16 protein-coding genes, 1 tRNA gene and 1 pseudogene are annotated in these 18694 nt (G+C 39.6%); 13 read left to right on the top strand and 5 right to left on the bottom strand.

The features are described from left to right. Positions 1 to 213: 213 nt before the first annotated feature. From ACNF42_RS07005 to ACNF42_RS06985, 5 genes are all read left to right on the top strand, one after another. Entirely contained in the window at positions 214 to 537 is a 324-nt protein-coding gene (locus tag ACNF42_RS07005; protein WP_443340028.1) for an FHA domain-containing protein, read from the top strand. 299 nt (positions 538 to 836) lie between these two features. Continuing rightward, positions 837 to 1580, top strand: a complete 744-nt coding sequence (locus ACNF42_RS07000) for an enoyl-CoA hydratase/isomerase family protein (protein WP_443340027.1) — start codon at positions 837 to 839, stop codon at positions 1578 to 1580. A 206-nt stretch (positions 1581 to 1786) separates the two neighbouring features. Continuing rightward, positions 1787 to 2302: a hypothetical protein gene (locus tag ACNF42_RS06995; protein WP_443340026.1), complete on the top strand. Its 516-nt coding sequence runs from the start codon at positions 1787 to 1789 to the stop codon at positions 2300 to 2302. Between the two features lie 50 nt (positions 2303 to 2352). Then, positions 2353 to 3213 carry a ribose-phosphate diphosphokinase gene (locus ACNF42_RS06990; RefSeq protein WP_443340025.1) on the top strand — a complete coding sequence of 287 codons (861 nt, stop codon included), beginning with the start codon at positions 2353 to 2355 and terminating at the stop codon, positions 3211 to 3213. Then, complete coding sequence (locus tag ACNF42_RS06985) at positions 3210 to 3956, top strand: RNA 2'-phosphotransferase (RefSeq protein ID WP_443340024.1); 747 nt, start codon at positions 3210 to 3212, stop codon at positions 3954 to 3956. The genes ACNF42_RS06990 and ACNF42_RS06985 overlap by 4 nt, the downstream gene beginning before the upstream one ends. Here the strand turns inward: ACNF42_RS06985 and ACNF42_RS06980 are convergent. From ACNF42_RS06980 to ACNF42_RS06970, 3 genes are all read right to left on the bottom strand, one after another. Then, complete coding sequence (locus tag ACNF42_RS06980; RefSeq protein WP_443340023.1) at positions 3934 to 5604, bottom strand: oxidoreductase; 1671 nt, start codon at positions 5602 to 5604, stop codon at positions 3934 to 3936. The genes ACNF42_RS06985 and ACNF42_RS06980 overlap by 23 nt on opposite strands. Before the next feature lie 24 nt (positions 5605 to 5628). After that, on the bottom strand, positions 5629 to 6876 hold the full coding sequence (locus ACNF42_RS06975; RefSeq protein WP_443340022.1) for an MFS transporter: 1248 nt from the start codon (positions 6874 to 6876) through the stop codon (positions 5629 to 5631). Positions 6877 to 7171: 295 nt separating this feature from the next. Beyond that, the gene (locus tag ACNF42_RS06970; protein WP_443340021.1) at positions 7172 to 8323 is read right to left on the bottom strand and encodes a uroporphyrinogen decarboxylase/cobalamine-independent methonine synthase family protein; all 1152 of its coding nucleotides are present in this window, start codon (positions 8321 to 8323) and stop codon (positions 7172 to 7174) included. 191 nt (positions 8324 to 8514) lie between these two features. Between ACNF42_RS06970 and ACNF42_RS06965 the strand changes: the two genes are divergently transcribed. The 3 genes from ACNF42_RS06965 to ACNF42_RS06955 all read left to right on the top strand — a co-directional run bounded on the left by ACNF42_RS06965 (position 8515) and on the right by ACNF42_RS06955 (position 11955). Then, a tRNA-Pro gene (locus ACNF42_RS06965) sits at positions 8515 to 8587 on the top strand. Positions 8588 to 9342: 755 nt separating this feature from the next. Further along, a complete protein-coding gene (locus ACNF42_RS06960; protein WP_443340020.1) occupies positions 9343 to 10080 on the top strand; it encodes an SDR family NAD(P)-dependent oxidoreductase in 738 nt (245 codons plus the stop codon). A 228-nt stretch (positions 10081 to 10308) separates the two neighbouring features. Beyond that, a complete protein-coding gene (locus ACNF42_RS06955; protein WP_443340019.1) occupies positions 10309 to 11955 on the top strand; it encodes a UDP-N-acetylglucosamine--peptide N-acetylglucosaminyltransferase SPINDLY family protein in 1647 nt (548 codons plus the stop codon). Between the two features lie 39 nt (positions 11956 to 11994). Here ACNF42_RS06955 and ACNF42_RS06950 read toward each other — a convergent pair whose 3' ends face one another. Continuing rightward, the gene (locus ACNF42_RS06950; protein WP_443340018.1) at positions 11995 to 12582 is read right to left on the bottom strand and encodes a HemK2/MTQ2 family protein methyltransferase; all 588 of its coding nucleotides are present in this window, start codon (positions 12580 to 12582) and stop codon (positions 11995 to 11997) included. 116 nt (positions 12583 to 12698) lie between these two features. Here ACNF42_RS06950 and ACNF42_RS06945 point away from each other — a divergent pair, with 116 nt between their 5' ends. The 5 genes from ACNF42_RS06945 (at position 12699) to ACNF42_RS06925 (ending at position 18522) form a co-directional block, all read left to right on the top strand. Then, positions 12699 to 14684: a heterodisulfide reductase-related iron-sulfur binding cluster gene (locus tag ACNF42_RS06945; protein WP_443340017.1), complete on the top strand. Its 1986-nt coding sequence runs from the start codon at positions 12699 to 12701 to the stop codon at positions 14682 to 14684. A gap of 11 nt (positions 14685 to 14695) precedes the next feature. After that, the gene (locus ACNF42_RS06940) at positions 14696 to 15589 is read left to right on the top strand and encodes a Rossmann-fold NAD(P)-binding domain-containing protein (RefSeq protein ID WP_443340015.1); all 894 of its coding nucleotides are present in this window, start codon (positions 14696 to 14698) and stop codon (positions 15587 to 15589) included. Between the two features lie 6 nt (positions 15590 to 15595). After that, positions 15596 to 16894: a tryptophan--tRNA ligase gene (locus tag ACNF42_RS06935; RefSeq protein ID WP_443340014.1), complete on the top strand. Its 1299-nt coding sequence runs from the start codon at positions 15596 to 15598 to the stop codon at positions 16892 to 16894. Beyond that, positions 16884 to 17792 (top strand): TIGR00269 family protein, encoded by a 909-nt coding sequence (locus tag ACNF42_RS06930; protein ID WP_443340013.1) that lies wholly within the window; start codon positions 16884 to 16886, stop codon positions 17790 to 17792. The genes ACNF42_RS06935 and ACNF42_RS06930 overlap by 11 nt, the downstream gene beginning before the upstream one ends. Before the next feature lie 127 nt (positions 17793 to 17919). Further along, positions 17920 to 18522, top strand: coding sequence for a DUF981 family protein (locus ACNF42_RS06925; protein ID WP_443340012.1), 603 nt, complete (start codon positions 17920 to 17922; stop codon positions 18520 to 18522). A 39-nt stretch (positions 18523 to 18561) separates the two neighbouring features. Here ACNF42_RS06925 and ACNF42_RS06920 read toward each other — a convergent pair. Further along, positions 18562 to 18694, bottom strand: a pseudogene (locus tag ACNF42_RS06920) (ISL3 family transposase); the annotation flags it as partial.

The raw sequence follows: 18694 nt of genomic DNA, 5'->3' as shown, positions 1-18694 counted from the left end.
CAGAAACGGGAAGGAAGATTGGAATGATCATGAAACTTGATCAGGTATTGAAATAGTAGTGCACCCACAATAGTGGTTTAGAAAAACAGCCTGAAAATCATATTGGGAGGTCTACAAAATTAAAATAGATGTAAAGTCACGAATAGTGATTCTAATTCCTTGTATATATGTCATAATGGAAAACTGTTTTATGTTTTGTTCCGATTAACATATATGGACGGAGATAACTCCAAATTAAGATTTATCTTTTCTAATAAAAGTGAATTGCCCATTTCAGAAACAAGGACAATAGGGAGAGCTGATTTTGAAGGCAAGGTGGAGGATGAATTAAAGCTCCATTACATTTCAAGGGAGCAGATTAGAATATATGTTGATAACAATGGGGCTGAAATTGAAGAACTAGAAACGAGTAAAAACGGAACATGGCTCATTTCCGGCGGAAAGGTTACAAAACTAGAGAAGGGTAAGAGGTACAGGCTCAATGAGGGCGATGAGATAAATTTTTCAATGTCCGTAACAGTTAAGGTAGGAATGTGAGTTAAAAGAAATGATCTAAAAATAATCTCATCTCATTTCATATTGATATTTTCAATCCATTATATTTGAAATATCCTTATTTTCATTATTTATTTTATTAAAGAACGGAAAGAAGTTTTGAAGAAAAATGTGGATCATAGAATATTTGCCATTATCTTTGAGCATAACAGTTTGTGCATATTTATTGAATTTTCTATTTGATTTTCCTTAGTGCATAAGTGAATTGATCTTTTCCAACCATAATGTCAGGAAGATATAAGGAACAATAGATTTAACTAATTCAGTTTATATCTGAAATAGTGGCTCTTATAGAGAAAGAAAAGGATGGGAAGATTGGAGAAATCATCCTGAGCAGAATCGAAAAGCGCAATGCCCTTAATTTGAGTATGATAAGGGAAATGGTCAATATTTTCAGAGAATTTAATGATGATCCAGAGGTGAAGTTAATTTCAGTGAGATCTTCGGGCCCTGATTTTTCTGTGGGTGCGGACATAAATGAACTTCGTGATATGAACCGTGAAGATGCCATAGATTTTAGAAAAAACATGAGGGATCTTGTATTGATGATCCGTAATAGCGGAAAAATCATTTCATTCTTTCTCAGTGGTTTTTCACTGGGAGGAGGATTTGAAATTTCCCAATGGGCTGATTTTAGAGTGGCTTCAATAGATGCAAAAATAGGACAGCCTGAGATAAAAATAGGTGTTAATGCCGGGGCAGGGGGAAATTCAGTTTTTCCAATGCATATAGGATACTCCAACGCCCTATATCTTTCCCTGACTGGAAGAATAATTGATGCCCAGAGGGCTCTGGAACTTGGTATAATTCAGGAGGTTGTGGATAACCATATTGGATATAAAAATATAATAAGGGATATAAGCGAAAGGGATGGGAGATTGCTTAAGGGAATTAAGGAGGCAATGAGAGTGTCTTCACAGAATGATCTGATGGGATCCTTTGAGATGGAAGAGAGAACCTTTATAGACATCGTTCCATCTGATGAGAGCAAGAAGTCCATGGATCGGTTTCTAAATAAAAGATAAAAAAGAGATAAAAATGCCATGAATTAATTTCTTTAAGTTGACCTGGAAAAAATTTGGATAATGATTTTGGAAGAGAAGATTTTGAAATTAATGCAACCATTGGAAAAGCGTACAATGGAAAAGAAGTTATATTTCTAAAATTGCATTGAATTTTGTGGTTATGATAATAGGTAAAGAGTTAAATATAATAATAAATTAATATGATAATGAAAAATAATGGACTGGTTGCAATACTTATGGTTATAGTCCTGGCTCTTTCAATCTCTGCAATCATTTTGCCAGAATCTGAATACAATATTTCAAATGGCAACGTATTGCTCAAGGTGTCATACAACATAGACACTTATTACTGGGGAATATCTGAACATAGCAGTGTCAGTGCAAGAACAATATATTCAAGGGATTACTCCAATTCCACTTTCTGGTGGAATGAAAAATCGGATAATCTGGTGGATTATTTTCTCATATCCCTTGGGGGAATTGCCATAGCAATTGCAGGTTCACTGGGAGCGTTTATAGCAAGTTTTGAGAAGAGGAGGAAAAGTGAGATCCGTGCGCTCTCGGTCATTGCGGGTGTTGGCAGTCTTCTGGCGGTGATATTTTTCATCGTTGGGAACAACGATCTTGAAAACAAACTCGGGATTACCACAACCTTCTACTTTGGTTTCTATCTTACTGTGATAAACATCATACTATCTTTCATAGCAACTGCCATTACATAACTATAGGAACTATGTCAGATTATATATAAAATTGAAATATCACCATTATAATGTACATAGTTTCTACTCAAAAAACCTCAGATTTTGCTGGAAAGATGGCAGCCAGGTCAATGCTTCATTTAAGTTACGTTGAAAAGAAAAGGTTTCCAGATGGGGAGATGTATGTAAGGGTGCCTGAGAAATTGCAGAGCCAGGATGTAATTGTGGTTGGAAATACTCGTTCAGATGAGGAAATTTTGGAGCTACTTCTACTTCTCAATGCCATAGAAGAACAAAAGCCATCACGAACTACCATCGTGATCCCATATTTTGGATATTCGAGACAGCATACCATATACAAGGAAGGAGAGGCCATATCCTCCAAGGTTCTGATGCGTGCCATTTCGAACTCAGTTGATAGAATCGTCACTGTGGATATCCACGATGAGGCTTCATTCAAATATACGGATAAGGAGTGTTATGATTTTAAGGCCGCTAAAACAATAGCAAAGTCACACAGAGGACACGGTATCGACATGGTTATTGCGCCTGATGATGGTGCACTGAAAAGAGCTGAGATTGTTTCTGCTGAGCTTAAGGTCCCAAGTACCTATCTCCATAAGAAGAGGATAAATTCAACAACTGTGGAGTATGAGAAACAGGATATCGATGTGAAGGGGAAAAATTTACTGCTTGTTGATGATATTATTTCCACTGGCGGTACCATTCTAAGATCAGTTGAAATTTTGAAGAATGCTGGCGCTAAAAAAATATTTGTGGCAGCTACACACGGACTATTTGTGAATGGAGCGGCTCAAAAGATAAGTAAGGTTGCAGATGGACTTTCTGTGACGGATACAATAATGACTGATTACAGCACAATGAACGTATCTGATGATGTTGCTGATTATCTTGGAGGGAATAAACAATGAATGAGGAAAAAGAACTCAGGATATGCAATATTGACGGCCCCTTCAGGGGTCTCAAGTGCCCCATATGCGGGGAACCCGGAAGAAGGCTCATGTTCCCTGACGAGGTGTGGGCAATTGGTAGAATTCTGGCAGGAATGCTGAGGCATTTTCCTGAAAACTATGGTATAAGGCTTGATTCCCACGGTTATGGGAAGATCTATTCCATAGTTCCCGCAATAAAGGCCCAAAGGAGAAGATACGGATGGCTCACTCCTTTGCACATTGAATCTCTGGGTCTAACAGACGAGAAAGGCAGGTACCAGGTGAATGATAAAAAGGAAATAAGGGCAACTTACGACCATACAATTCCTGTTGATCTTTCCGACCTTCCAACTTCTGAGGTACCAGATATATTGTATTATCAGACAACTCCTGAGGAATATGAGCTCATAAGGGAAACTGGAATAAGCCCTTCCGATAAAACATATATTCACATGTCGTCAACCTTCAGAAAGGCATACGTCTCAGGTAGATTCCACGTGGATAATCCCCTAATAATAGGTATAAATAAGGCAAAAATGGATAGGGCTGAAAAGCCAATATACAGGGCTTCCAAAGAAGTTTTTCTCACAATGGAAATACCCCCAGAATGCATCCAGGAGATAGAACAGGAGAGCGTAACCCTGACCGATGATGAACTTGAGGAGATAGAACAGGTAAAAAGAAGAAGAGAGAGAAGGGTTATTGGGGAACACCTGGACTGATGTTTATCCTGTACTTTGCATAGGCTCTTGCGTTCCAAAGTCCCCGTGATATGGCCTGATAGAGGTCATATTGCCTTTTCTCATAGTAGGTCTTTTTAAACCTTGAATCGGGTTTCTTTACAAATTCTATACCCAGGTCTGATGCCATTTTCATATATTCCATTCTTCTGTGGCGGTCTATTGAATCAAGAGATCGCTCAGTCATGTAGACCCTGGATGTGGAGGCAATTGCAATTGCCTGATCCAGATGCTTGTATATATTGGAATCCACATATACCTCCTTTTCTGCCTGAATATTTTCATATATGCGTTCAGGGATCAAGTAGAGGTCAACCTGGTCCTTTCTTACCTCGGTATTCAGAATAACCTCAACGGAAAGGTCCCTTATTCTTTCCTCATAGAATGAGAGTAATTTCAAAAAGTCACCACTCTTATGAGGATCAGATATTTCATTTAACTGACCACCAAGTTTCCCAGACTTCTCGTATATAGTGACCTTAAAACCCATTCTTGCAAGATAAATAGCTGCCTCCATTCCTGCCACTCCACCACCAGCAATCCTTACATGACCTTCTCCGTGAATTGGAACATCTGAGGTTTCGTTTCCCGTGATTGGATTCACAGTGCATCTAACTTGTCCATTGGCCAGATCTCTGCAGGCCTGGTTGCATCTTATGCATGGTCTTGGTTCCTTTCCCCTTAGTGCATTGACTGGAAAGAAAGGATCGGCCAAAGCGGCTCTGCCAAGTGCTACAAGATCAACTGTATTTAAAGCCTCTTCCACATCCCTTATGGATGTGATTGATCCAACACCTATGACTGGTACCTTAAGGCTACCCTTAATTCTCTTTATTATATGGTTGTGCGTTGAATAGTAGGATGCTGAAGAACCAGGTGGAGCATTCCTTCCGGATGAAAAATGTACGTAATCTATATTCCTAAGATTCTCAGCGATTTTCATTCCATGCTCTGGAAGATAACCGTCTGGATCATCCTCATAAAGACTCAGTCTTATTCCAACTGGTATTGATACCTCTTCCCGTATTGAATCAATTATTTCCTGTGGAAATCTCAACATATTTTCTATACTGCCCCCGTATCTGTCCTTTCTCAAATTTAGTGCTGGAGACATAAATTCCTGGAGCAGATATCCATGGGCCCCGTGTAATTCTATTCCGTCGAAGTTCGATGCCTCCACAATCTTCGCTGAAGTCACAAAAGCCTCTCTTATTTCTTCCATTTCTGATTCGTCCAGCTCCTTTGGCATCCTGCCGTTATAAGATACTGGAGAGGGGGCCAGGGCCATTTCTCCATCATCAACAATGGCCTTCCCTCCCGCATGAACCAGTTGGGCGAATATCTTAGAATCATTTCCGTGGATTCTCTCTGCGAGCCTTTTGAATTTTCCAATCTGTTCTGGCCTTGAAAAGGATAATTGATGTCTGGAACCTCTGCTCGCCCTGGAAGGCACAAATGAATATTCTGTGATTATAAGGGAAAAACCTCCCATTGCCCTCTCTGTGAGATATGATGTATGTATCTCGTTTGTTGAGCCGTCCCTATCTGCCAGATTTGAGATCATTGGCGCCATCACAAATCTGTTTTTTAACCTGCACCCACCTATTTCAAATTCCTCGAATGCCTTCATAATATCAGGATGTGCGAAAGGTTATTATTTTATCTGCTTATTCCCTGAATCCGTAGAGGCATCAACCTTCATTGATGTCTTGACAGATCTGGACACAAAGATGAGATAATATATAATACCCGCACCGAACTGTACCAGGCCACCCAGAAATTCAGGTAATGGAGTGTAGACATCCATAAGGTATCCGGATGAGCCGGATGTGGTCTGGGCTACTCTGGCAGCACTGGCCTGAAAACCTGATCCTGCTCCATAATCTCCCTCCTTCAGACCACCCACGTTGATTGAACTTCTTGAAGGTGTGCCGAATCCTGCTATGCCCATTCTGACCACATATATTGTTCCCGCAATCCACAGAAATGGGGAGGATGCCAGTGGGATCATCAGAAAACCCTGAAGCATTCTACCATAAGCCCCAATTTTTCCGGCTCTTTCGCCTCTCATATTTATCCTGGAGGCAAGAAATGATCCAATGCCAGTAGAAATGTATGACAGGGTGAACAGGATTCCAATTTCTGTGCTGTTTGCATAGGGATACATGACCTTAAACCACAGGGAAATTATGGGCATTGAAAGACCAATACCCGCACCATTGAATGCATTGGCAAGCATTACCTTGCCAAGATGCTTTCTTGATCCTGACGTGATTAATTTCTTCTTTTTTACAGGTGCAACTTTCCTTTCACTCACAAGAATGATTGATATTAGGGAGATGAAAACAAGTATTGCACTTACACCGAAAAGAAAACGGTATGAACCCGCTGAACCGTAGAGAAATTCCACATACTGCCTCATTATAACAAGAATCCCTCCAAAGGTTGAGAAGAATGCTCCTACAGATGTTATAAGGCCCAGTCGGTTAATTCTTGACGAAGGGTCTTGCCAGTTCTTGGCTACAATGGCAGTGGTTCCCGGGGAAAATGCACCCCTCATTCCACCGGGTCCACCCCCTATTCCCCCTATGACAGAAATATAGATAAGCGGACCGGATTTGACAAAGAACAGGGAAGTGAGGGATATCAGTGGAAATATCTCACCTATGAATAGAGTTGCCCTATAGCCAACTCTGTCCCCCAAAGCTCCAAGTAAAATTGTCTGCAATATTGTGAATAAGATTACAAAGAAAGCCATGATACCAACATCAACGTTGCTAAATCCAATGAGACTAAGATAAAGTGGATAAGAGATAGCAGAAAAACTCAGGGCAACACTTCTTGCGGCCCTTGATATGAGAAGAAAATTGAACCCCCGATTATACAAACCTACATCGCTCACAATAGGGTATATATTTAATTGAAAAAAGGTTTATCACTTAAGATTCTATCATTTTTGGACAAATTAAATCATTGCCAGGCTTATGTAAAGGGGATATCATAGGAAAATGAGTTTTGAAAACCCAAGGATTATCATTTAATTCATTGAATGCATAATATTACTTTCTCTGGGAAATTAATATGAATATCAGGCAGTCATAATAATTTCCAGAATTAATCTTAAAATCATAATTCGAATTAAATCCAAAAATGAAATAATAAAATGGACTGAAAATTGGGCTTGGGGTATGGTAGAGTTAATATTCCAGTCTGGCACCTTCCGCCAAAGATTTCAATTTCTGCAGAGCAATGCTTTTTGGTACTCCACCCATTCCTGAAAATGTTTCAAAACCACAGTCCGTTCCGCCAAGTACTCTCTCCTCACCAATTTCGTCAATATCTGAAACATTATGTAGCTTCTGACTTACGCTTTCAGGAGTTTCAACGAAGGGGGATTTAACATCTATCACACCAACAGCAAACCTCAAACCTTTTGGCCATCCATATTCCTTAACATGCTTCCTGATAATAAGTGGATCACCTGAGTGCCTTGGATTTGCCATCTCCCCTACAATTGTTCCCGCCTTAAGTTTCAAAACTTCTGGTAATACCTTGGAATAATCTGGATCTGTAAGGTGAGATGCAGAATAATTTCCATAGCAGTAATGAACCCTTATTCTTTCAGATGGCAATCCCTTGATTGCTTCATTAATTGCTTCTATGTGCTTTGGTAAAACGTCGTAGAAATTTTCTGTCCAGTCTATGCCAAGGCTCTTTGCCATTGCAAGATCAGGGGCATCTATCTGGAGGTCTACACCATCAACTGATAATATAGACCTATATTCTTTAGCCAATTCTTTTGAAAGATCAAAGAGATAATCTTCGTGATCGTGGTATGCCTCTCCAGGTGGATAGAATACTGTTATGACTCCTGGTGAAGGGGCAGGTATAAATATTCTCTTTGCACCCAGTTCCTTTGACAGTTTTCTTGCGTCTTCTGCCTCCTTCTTTGACTGCCTTTCTCCAGTATACACCAGCCTTTCCTCGATTGCCGGTAGATCAAAAACCCTTGAATCCTGTATTGCCTTGCCCATGTATGGATTTGCTTCCATCAACTCCCGGTAAAATTGCTCAGAAAATCTCTGTGATATTCTCTTTTCCTTTGAAAAACCACTGAACCTGTTTGGTATATAAGTTGTATAACCAGATTTCCTTTGCTCTCCGTTGCTTACCCATGTAAGGCCTGTTTCAGATCCAAGGGGATGAAGCTGGTCGGATATTGCAAGAGATTCAGCTGATCGAATAACATTTTCATAACTATCATCAATCTCTCCGGTTTTGGAACTCTTCAAAAGTTCCCCTATTTTTTCTGTTCTGAAGAAACTCCCAGTCATTGTTGTTTCATACATTTTTTCTTATTTTGATCTATTGTAATAAACTTTTGTTAAAGAAATATGTCCCTGAGTAATATTTTAACTGATCATTCTTCTGATTTTACATTAATTTGTGAAGTTTTCACTAAATTTTTTTTGAGCATTGCAAAGAATTAAATCAACGCGTATGAGTAAGTTTTTATTTCAATTTATATTTCCGATGTGCAGGGGCTGTGGGGTAGCTTGGTATCCTACGGGCTTTGGGAGCCTGAGACCCCGGTCCAAATCCGGGCAGCCCCATGAATTGTACTTCCTATTTATCTGCTTTTTTTCTGTATGATCCTCTAACTTCCTAGCTGTTTTTTGTCTTTGTATACTTCCGGCCCAAGATTTCTTGATTTGAAAACTGTTCATACTTTTGTGCTTTTCTTAGAAAAGTCTGTTTCAGGTCGAAAAGGAAATTGCAAATATCTATCAGTTTTACTCACCTGTTTATAATCATTGATGTAATGCAAAAAATAGGCTTTTGATGCTTCTTCATATCCTTTCAATACAAATTAGATCATTTCCACCTTTTAATGGCTGGAAAGCAGGGTCATACATTGTCAACCAGTGCATTGTAATGATGATTATCTTTTAGCAGAAAACAGAGTATAGTCTCATATCATTTCCTTACAACATCAGTTAGCACAATGTGATGCACGTAAATCCCTCAAGGCTACGAAACCAAATATTATTCTTGCGTCTTTTAACCTCATAGGCATACTTGGTGATTCAATATGAGAAAAAACTTCAAAGGATACATCTTCTTTGAAGGATAAGAATTGTTTTCCTTCACGGATATTCTTATCTTATACTCCAATAAATGGGAACTTGTATTCTTATGGTATCATTACCATCCTGCAAATCTTAAAATAAAACTAATTTTAATTTTCAGAATACTCAAAAGAGCACACTAATTTAAGAATCTGCAAGAGTGAAAACACATTTTCACAAGCGATTCATCCTGATTATATTCTCAGAAAAATTATAGTATGGAGTATCATTCATAAAAGATGGATAAAAATTACGTTCTAGTTACAGGTTCCACAGGTGGGCTCGGTAGTGCAATTTCATTTGAACTCGCAAGGAAAGGCTTCAATTTATTGCTTCATTATAATAATAATTCTAGAGATGCTAAATCCCTTGAACAGCAGTTGATAAAGTCAGGGATTGGAATAGAACTTGTCTCTTCTGATCTTTCACGTTTGGACGGCCCAGGAAGATTGTCTGAAGAAATCATCAATAAAGGTATTCGCCTTTCCGGAATAGTTAACAATGCGGGTATAGGAAGACCAGGGAATGCTGCAACTGTTGAGGATGATGACTGGGATGCAGTGTGCAATGTAAACCTCAGAGCTCCCGTTCTCCTGTTAAAAAAACTTCTTAAGGTTATGGACAGACCATCTTCAGTGGTTAATATTGCCTCTGCAGCCGGGTTAAGAGTGGGAGCCACAAGCATTTCTTACGAAGCTTCAAAGGCAGGGCTCATTCATGCGACCAGATCAATGGCCTTAACACTTGCACCAGATATAAGAGTGAATGCAGTAGCTCCAGGTTTTGTAAAAACCAATATGACAAGTAAAAATCTATCCAATGAAAAAGTTCTCAATGGGATTCTTGCTCGCACGCCAATGAAGAGAATTGGTACGCCTGAGGATATTGCAAAGCTGGTAGGTTTTTTGATATCAGATGATTCTTCATTCATTACTGGAGAAACTGTTGTTATTGACGGAGGGATAACACTTTCTTGAAAATGTTTTATGCAATTATGTTTCATTTATAGAGAATCAATTAACTGCCCAGAGGGCGGATTGGGATTTCCCTGTTTGCCCAATTATTCAGAATTATTTTTGGCAAAGAATAAACTTTCAAAATCTAAATTTAGAAGGTTCAGAATCTGATTTCTATTTTGATTTATAACAAAATATAATTATTTTCTTTATAAGAAAAAATATTAAATAATGGCAGACTTTGGCAATATGAATAGTGATAAAATACTCCAAGAAGCAGAAGACTTGATCTCTGCAAAGAAATATGAGGAGGCTTTTGGATATCTTGATGCTGCAATTTTGAAACATCCAAAGGAAGTATCTTTTCTTGAATTATACGCACAGACCCTGTTCAAACTGGGAATTCTTCAGAATGCCGAAGAATATGCAGAAAGGGCAATTAAATATGGAACAAAGTCTCCATCAATTTACAGAATAAAAGCAACCTGCCTCTTTAATAATAACAAGTTTGGAGAAATCTCTGAATATGTAGAAGAGGGACTTAGGCTTGCACAGAAAGATGACTCGGAGATGAGTAAACTATTTATTTTGAGTTCTGCCTCAAAGGTATATGAGAATAAAAATAACTGGTACGATGAGGCATATGCTCTCATAAGTAGGGCGATTAAAAGTGATCCATATAACAGGGATGCACTCCTTGTCTCACTGTTCATAAATTCAATTAAGGGAAATTTGGAGAATGTGAGAGATGTGGAAAAGATAATTTCCGGAAATAGAAATAACAATCTCAATGTGCTTTATTTTATTATTAATGCCTATATGGGGACAGGCGACCTGAATACCTCATACAATCTCATAAATGATTTGCTGAAAAAGGGTGGAAATGAAGAAGTTTCTGATTATTCCATATTTATGCTTTATTATGAAATTTTGAAAAAAAGGGGAGACACCTCTGAATTCTTTCCCTTACTAACTGAATTCTTAATAGGCTCTTCGGATGAGCGAAGAATGAATTTCTTCTTATCATTACTCCATCTTGAAAACTATAAAGTGCCTGTTCTTTACACTGGTGATTGGATACCCCTTTTAACTGAACTGATGGACAGGGAGGATCACCAGATACCTGGGGAAATAATGGATTATGTCTTGAAAAGTGATTATCTGGATGCTTGCATAAAATCAAAGAACGGAGATTCTGTTCTTTTTATGTTCAGGGCAATATCGACCTTTTTAGAGGGCGATCCCGATGAGGGAGTACCCTATATTGATAAATCCATTGAAATAAAAGAAAACTGGTTAAACGGCCTCATAAAGGCGGTTCTTCTTATGAACACCAGTGAGGCTTCTTACGAAACCGCAGAAAAGGCAGATATCATTTTACAGAAATGGGAAAAGATTGAGCCAAATAGGGCTTCCATTCATCAGCTCCGTGCCATAATTCAGAATTTTGCGCTGGGCCAGGACGGAAGAGAAGAGATGGATGAAGCCAGAAAGATAGAGCCATACCTTTATCCCATGGTTATCACAGACATAATGATACGAATTGCCCACAGACAATTCCTTCAGGCAATTCAAATAATAGATGATTACAATGACAGAGGATTTATACACAGTATAGAAGTATTTTATCAAATTTCAATGCTAAAGGCGTACTGCCTGGAAGATATACCAAAAGCTTCGGAGATGATGATGGAAATCACGAAAAGTCTGAAATCTTCTGATTCCTATGAAAATTGGGAGGGGATGATAATGAACAGAAAGAAATTTATTCCTCAGGAACTGTATGTGGAAAATCTTCCAGTGCCTCTTTTCTATCCATTTTTGAATCCGAACCCAGATGAACTCATTGATGCTGTGAGGAGTGCCTTTATACTCAGAGTGCTGAATGTAAAATAGTCTTCCACAAAGTTTCGGAGATTTCTAATTTTTTAAACCTTAACCACTCCTCTTTAACTCATATGAATAAATAGTTTCGAAGAAAAAATGCTCCTCTCCCATAACTTTGAATGTGAATGAATATTTTTCAAATTCGCTCATCAGCATATCTATGTTTGTTAAACTTGACAGGATGATAAAAATGCTTCCATTCTCTGATAGATGTTTCTCAGATTCCAGAAGAAATTTTCTGATAACATGAAAACCGTCATCCCCACCATCCCACTGTTCGGATCCATTTATCCTGTCACTGGTTGGCAGATAGGGTGGATTGAAAATTATGGTATCATAGATTCCGGAAATATCACTGAAGAGATCACTTCTTTTGCATGGAAATTTTACACCATTCCTTTTTTGATTCCTTATTATGCATTCCACTGCCTTTTCATTTATATCAGTACACTCAATTTCATAACCAATTTTTGCAAGATAGATGCTGATAAATCCAGAACCTGAACCGATTTCAATATTTCTACCACTGGCCTTGACAGTTTTGGCAAGCAAAAATGTATCCTCAGATGGTTCATATACTCCTTCACAAATTTCCAGATATACGTGAATTCCATCTAATTCATAGGATTTCTCCACAATCTGATAGATAACCTTCCCATAAAAGCCTTAATGAGAATGAATAAGGAATTTTGTTAAAATAGGAAACACCACCTTAGACATGGTTAAATAAATAGCATAAATAAGCTTGCATAATGACGACTGTTATTACAAGTCCAACTCTTGTATTTATTCCGGAAAGCGAGCTCATTGCAGATTATGTACTTTCCTTTGTGGTGCTTGCCTTTGTACTGGTTGAATTCTATCGAAGGTACAGGAAGGCAGGGATTACTTTTGTCCCTGCTGTGAAATATCTTTTAAAGAATCTTAGAAGATTTATAGCCCAGATATTGAATTATGGTGCCCTTCACAGAAAGAACATAAAGAACAGATATGCAGGTTTCATGCACCTCATGATTTTTTACGGGACGCTTATCCTTTTCATATGTACATCCCTGATATTTCTATCCCATGACATATTGAAAAATACGGTTGGATACGGAATACTTGTTGGTGATTTTTACCTTAATTTTGAAGTTTGGGCCAATATTGGTGGATTAATGCTCGTGCTTGGTCTTGTAATGGCCATGTGGCGCAGGCTCAGAAAAAAGGTTCCGCTGGACACCATAACCCAGGATTTCATTCTCATTACAACTTTTCTCATTCTTGCACTTGAAGGGTTTTTCCTTGGTGCTCTGAAAATATCACTTGACAGACAGAGCTTTGATATTTATCGTTTTGTGGAATGGCCCCTAAGTTATATATATGCACCATTGGGAATAAGTGGAACTTTCGGAATCGAGTTTTATCGCTCCCTGTGGATGGTTCACGTTCTGACTGCCTTTGCTTTGGCGGCCTATCTTCCATTTTCAAAGCTTTCCCACATGTTCTATTCTGCCATTGGAATAGGTGTACACCCCCAGAAGAAAAGGGGTGAGATGACAACTCCATTTATTCTGTCGGAGGCCATAGAATCTGGCAATTTTGACTTCAAAGTTGGAGCCAGAAATGTGGTTGATTTATCATACTTCCAGAGAACAGATGCTATTGCTTGTACAGACTGCGGCAGATGTGAAAGAGCATGTCCTGCAGTGGCCTCAGGTACAGATCTTGATCCAAGAGTTGTGGTGCAGAATATTCAGAGGGCACTCTGGAATGGGGATGCACCAATAATAGGTACAGTACTTTCGGAAAATGCCGCATGGTCATGCACAACATGCCAGGCCTGCGTTGAAGAGTGCCCTGTGCTCATAGACCCTCAATCCTATAACCTGGAGGCAAGAAGAACACTTGTTATGGACAATAAACTCTCAAAGGAAACATCAACATACCTGAACAACCTTGGAAACACTCAGAATCCCTTCGGAGGCTCAAACGCAGACAGAGATAAGATGCTTGAATATGCCCCAAAGATTTCAGAAGGCGTTGATACCATATACTGGGTTGGCTGCATGGGTGCCTTTGATCCTAGGTACAACAAAACAGCGAGGGATGTGATAGATATACTTAAAAAGGGCGGAGTCTCCTTTGGACTTCTTGGCTCTGAAGAAAAATGCAATGGAGAGACTGCAAGGAGGATGGGTGAGGAAGGTCGATTCCAGGAACTTTTACTTCAAAATATTGAAACTTTTAATCAATACGGTGTGAAGAAGATAATCACTTCGTGTCCACACTGCATGAATACCTTTAGGAATGAGTACCCCAAATTTGGGCTCAAAGCTGAGGTGGTTCATCATTCCCAGGTTATTGAAGAGTTGCTGAAGGATGAGAAGATTAAGGTGAAGAAGACAGAACAGACAGTTACTCTTCACGATCCATGTTATCTTGGGAGGATAAACGGGGAATTTGACAATACAAGACTCATCCTCGAAAGCACAGCCAATCTAAGGGAGATGGAGAAGAGCAGGGAAAAGAGCTTCTGTTGCGGTGGTGGAGGAGGAAACTACTGGTATAAGGTGGAAAAACAGGAGTCAATAAGTAAAATAAGGATGAAGCAGGCATTGGACACAAAGGCCGAGACCCTGGCAGTCGCATGCCCATTCTGTACAGCCATGCTCGAAGATGCATCAAGGACAATGGATGCTGAAAAGGATATCAAAATAAAGGATATTGCTGAAATTGTAAGGGAAAATATGGAATAGAGGTATTTTGGATGATATACATAACGGAGAACGAGGTTAAGGAGAATCTTCCAATGGAAGAACTTGTGAATGAACTTGAGATGGCCCTTGTGGATTATGGCAGGGGTGATGCCTTCTCAAGTGCGAGGAACAGGATCTACACTGGTGAATCCTTCCTGAATACCATGCCTGCCCACTGGAAAAGGTACGGACTATCTGGCCTGAAGACATACATTGCTGGGAGAAATGGGGTAAAATTCGTTGTAATATTGTTTCAAGAGAAAGATCCGGATAATTTCTTTGTTATTGAAGCCGACAGACTTGGGCAGATGCGAACGGGTGCACTTCCTGCGGTTGTGACCAAGCGCATAAGACCGGAGGGTAATTTCCTTCTTATAGGAAGCGGTTTCCAGGCGGAAACTCAGCTGGAGGCCATGGCGACTACCCTTAAACTTGAAGAGGCAGGTGTGTTTTCAAAAAATACCGGCCATGCAACAAAATTTGCCAACTATATGTCAAGTAAGCTGGGAATTAAAATAATGGTGCTGAAGAATATATCAAACTTAAAGGATTTTCAAATAATATCCACTGTCACAAACTCACAGATTCCATTTCTCCGGAAGGATGCCATGCCGGAAAAATTTCATCTCAATTTAGTGGGTGCCAATCTGAAAAACAGAGCAGAGGCAACTCCTGAAGTGATGAATATGGCAGACCTGATTGTTGTTGAGCACATGGAACAGGCCATGAATGAATCTGCCGAGATTGAGAGTGTGAATGATAAGAATAGGATCGTTGAAGTGAAGGATTTCATGACAGGCGGCAAGATGAAGGGTGAAAGGACAATATTCAAGACCATGGGCATAGGTCTGGAAGATATAGTTGCCGGAAGAATTGTGGCAAAGAATCTTGGCTATTTGAGGTAATTTAAAATGAACGAGGTAAATCCCTGGGGTTCTTCCCAGATAGAAGATTATGAAAGAATGAGGAAGGAGTTTGGAATTCCTGAGTTCAATTTTTCCATGGACAACAATATATTTGCCAGACGAAATCTTATAATAGGACACAGGGACTTTCAATACATTTCTGAGTCAATTAAAAGAGGAAACAAATTCTATGCAATGACAGGGCTGATGCCTTCTGGGGATATGCACATAGGGAACAAAACTGTCATAGATCTCATCATATATTTCCAGACAAAAGGCGCGGATGTCCATATAGCAGTGGCGGATCTGGAATCCTACGCAACAAGAGGTATTTCACTTGAAAGGGCGAAAGAACTGGCCATTGAAAATTTCCTGCTGAATTATATTGCCCTGGGTCTCAAACCCTGTAATTTTTATTTTCAGTCCGAAAGTGCAAAGGTCCAGAGATTTTCATATGTACTTTCTAAGGAAGTAAATATGTCAGAAATGAAGGCCATTTATGGCTTTGAAGATTCAAAAAGAATGCTTGAAATAGAATCTCCCTTAATACAGGCATCGGATATAATGAGCCCTCAGATATATGGTGGTCCTGCACCAACAATAGTTCCTGTGGGCGCAGACCAGGACCCTCATATCAGGCTTACTAGAGACATATCAGGTAGAATGAATATATTCAGACTCAGCACTGAAAAAGGCATCGAGATCAGTATTGGAGGCAATGATGACCCCACTGAATCAATGAAAATGGCTGAAAAAATTCTTCAAAATAACAGGGCAGATAAAATATACAAAAACCCAAAGTACAGAATCATCAAAGCGGAAGGAGAAGATGTGGATCTTTTTAACCTCATGCAGGACCTTGCCATTGCAGAGAGAAAAATAAACAGATTTTCCACCATAGCACCCTCATCTGTCATAATGAGACTTGAAACGGGTATCAGGGGCGGAAAGATGAGTAAATCCGTGCCAGAATCAACCATTTCCCTGAATGAAGATCCAAAGGTTGCAGAGAAAAAGATAATGAGAGGCGTGACTGGCGGTAGAGAGTCTATAGAGGAACAGAAGAAACTTGGTGGAAATCCATATTCCTGCCCTATCTTTGAACTCTATCTATACCATCTCTCCAGCGATGACCGGGATCTCAATGGAATTGCAGAGGACTGCATATCAGGGAAAAGAATGTGCGGAGAATGCAAGAGAGAGGCAGCAGACAGAATGGCCTCAATGTTAAGGGATCTCAAGGAGAAGAGGGAAGAGGCCAGGGCCCAGGTTGATCAATATATAAGGGTAGAGAATGAACTGTAGCATTTGTGGAAAGAAGGCTGTGTATGAGAACAAAACAGGTAAGAATTTCCTGTGTAAAATGCATTTTATGGAAAATGTAGAGAAAAGGTTCAGACAGGAACTGAGACGGGAGGTGAAATTTGGAAGGAATGGTACAACCATATCAGTGGCCATATCGGGAGGAAAGGATAGCTCAGTTCTTCTATATCTCCTCCACAAAACACTTCACATGAGGAGGGATGTGAATCTTGAGGCATTCACCATAGATGAAGGAATCAAGGGATATCGAAGCTCAGGTCTTGAATCGGCAAAAAAACTGTGTTCGGATTTGAATATAAAACACGTGACAGTATCGTTCAGGGAAGCCTTTGGAAAAGAACTGGATCAGATTGTGGCAGAGAATAGGAAAATGGAAGGATCACCATGTTCTTACTGTGGACCCATGAGAAGAGATCTGATGAACAGAATGTCCCTGGAGCTGAATGCGGATTATGTTGCTCTTGGGATCAATCTTGACGACTATGCACAGAGCATAATGATGAATGTGATCAGGGGAGACTTTGAAAGAATGGCCAGGATGGCGCCGCACATAAGAATCGTGGATGGCTTGGTGCCCCGAATAACCCCCATGAGAAAAATATACGAAAAGGAGGTCAAGCTCTACGCTATTCTCGCTGGCATAGAGCACGATGCGAACTGGTGTCCGTACGCAATGAAAGCCCAGAGAAACCGTGCAAGGGAACTGATTAATGAACTGGAAGAGGAAAAACCCGGGACAAAACTTGCCATTGAGGGTTTTTTAGAGAAATTGCAGGATAACATTCAAAGGGAATCCGTGGTAATTCAGAAATGTCAGAATTGTGGGAATCCAGCCAACGGGAAATACTGCAGTAGTTGCATAAAGAACGGCTTCGCTTAAAAGGTAATTTTTGCATATTTTTTCACAGTTTTTCAAATGTTGTGATTTTTAAGGCAAATAATGACTTATATCTGAGGCTTTCTATCTAAATATGCATAAATAATTTATAATTTGAAAAGTTGAAAAAATGACTTACGTTTTTATAGATCCGTTGGCCATAATGCTTATCGGACTGGCGATGGGAACTGCAATTGGAGCTTTTTATTTCTTCTTTGCAGCCAGAAAGCAGTACGATCAGATTAAGGCTCTTGTTATACCTGCTATGGGAATTGGTTTATTTGATTTTATCAGTGGTTTCTACATGTCATTCTTCTGGCCCATGAATGCACCATATGCCTACGCATACAACATTCTCTTTGGTGACCCTCTGCTCATGTTTGGTCTTCTGCTATTAATAGCTGCTTTGATGGGGTACAGGGAACAGGAAAATGTGAAGGCCGGGATATTTCCATTGATGCTATCTGTTTTTGGAATATATGTACTTGACGGTGCATACAGTATATGGAAGCTGAATCTGGAACCTGCCTACGATAATTTCCTCATGGCTATGGGAGTGTTCATATTCGACGGTGTTGGTGCACTGCTTGGACCCATCATGTACCTCAAGCCCGATAATGATACAAAGAAGATGATATATTACATAGAGTGGATAATACTTGGAATAGGTACTGTGTTCGCACTGGTTCTTGGATATCTGGCTCTGTATGGGCATCTCTCCTCACCACCATAATCTTTCAAAATTGAAGTTAGAGTCTTTATATGGATCTCTTTAACATTCTGGGGGTAACCTCAATCCTCCTGCCACCAGATATATGATCGTATCCATGTATTCATGTGCCTTGAACCCATATGAACGCTTGAATGCAGTACGTATCTTGTTGTTCAATCCTTCAACAACAGCT

Origin of the sequence: Cuniculiplasma thermophilum (assembly GCF_052315355.1) — an archaeon.
Taxonomy (GTDB): Archaea; Thermoplasmatota; Thermoplasmata; order Thermoplasmatales; family Thermoplasmataceae; genus Cuniculiplasma.
The sequence above is the reverse complement of the archived record's forward strand: the minus strand, read 5'-3'. Positions and strand labels throughout refer to the sequence as shown.

What these genes read in the sequence shown, in the direction of transcription:
- ACNF42_RS07005 (WP_443340028.1), top strand. Translation starts at nt 214, where the DNA reads ATGGACGGAGATAACTCCAAATTAAGATTTATCTTTTCTAATAAAAGT.
- ACNF42_RS06995 (WP_443340026.1), top strand. Translation starts at nt 1,787, where the DNA reads ATGAAAAATAATGGACTGGTTGCAATACTTATGGTTATAGTCCTGGCT.
- ACNF42_RS06990 (WP_443340025.1), top strand. Translation starts at nt 2,353, where the DNA reads ATGTACATAGTTTCTACTCAAAAAACCTCAGATTTTGCTGGAAAGATG.
- ACNF42_RS06985 (WP_443340024.1), top strand. Translation starts at nt 3,210, where the DNA reads ATGAATGAGGAAAAAGAACTCAGGATATGCAATATTGACGGCCCCTTC.
- ACNF42_RS06980 (WP_443340023.1), bottom strand. Translation starts at nt 5,604, where the DNA reads ATGAAGGCATTCGAGGAATTTGAAATAGGTGGGTGCAGGTTAAAAAAC.
- ACNF42_RS06970 (WP_443340021.1), bottom strand. Translation starts at nt 8,323, where the DNA reads ATGTATGAAACAACAATGACTGGGAGTTTCTTCAGAACAGAAAAAATA.
- ACNF42_RS06960 (WP_443340020.1), top strand. Translation starts at nt 9,343, where the DNA reads ATGGATAAAAATTACGTTCTAGTTACAGGTTCCACAGGTGGGCTCGGT.
- ACNF42_RS06955 (WP_443340019.1), top strand. Translation starts at nt 10,309, where the DNA reads ATGAATAGTGATAAAATACTCCAAGAAGCAGAAGACTTGATCTCTGCA.
- ACNF42_RS06945 (WP_443340017.1), top strand. Translation starts at nt 12,699, where the DNA reads ATGACGACTGTTATTACAAGTCCAACTCTTGTATTTATTCCGGAAAGC.
- ACNF42_RS06940 (WP_443340015.1), top strand. Translation starts at nt 14,696, where the DNA reads ATGATATACATAACGGAGAACGAGGTTAAGGAGAATCTTCCAATGGAA.
- ACNF42_RS06935 (WP_443340014.1), top strand. Translation starts at nt 15,596, where the DNA reads ATGAACGAGGTAAATCCCTGGGGTTCTTCCCAGATAGAAGATTATGAA.
- ACNF42_RS06930 (WP_443340013.1), top strand. Translation starts at nt 16,884, where the DNA reads ATGAACTGTAGCATTTGTGGAAAGAAGGCTGTGTATGAGAACAAAACA.
- ACNF42_RS06925 (WP_443340012.1), top strand. Translation starts at nt 17,920, where the DNA reads ATGACTTACGTTTTTATAGATCCGTTGGCCATAATGCTTATCGGACTG.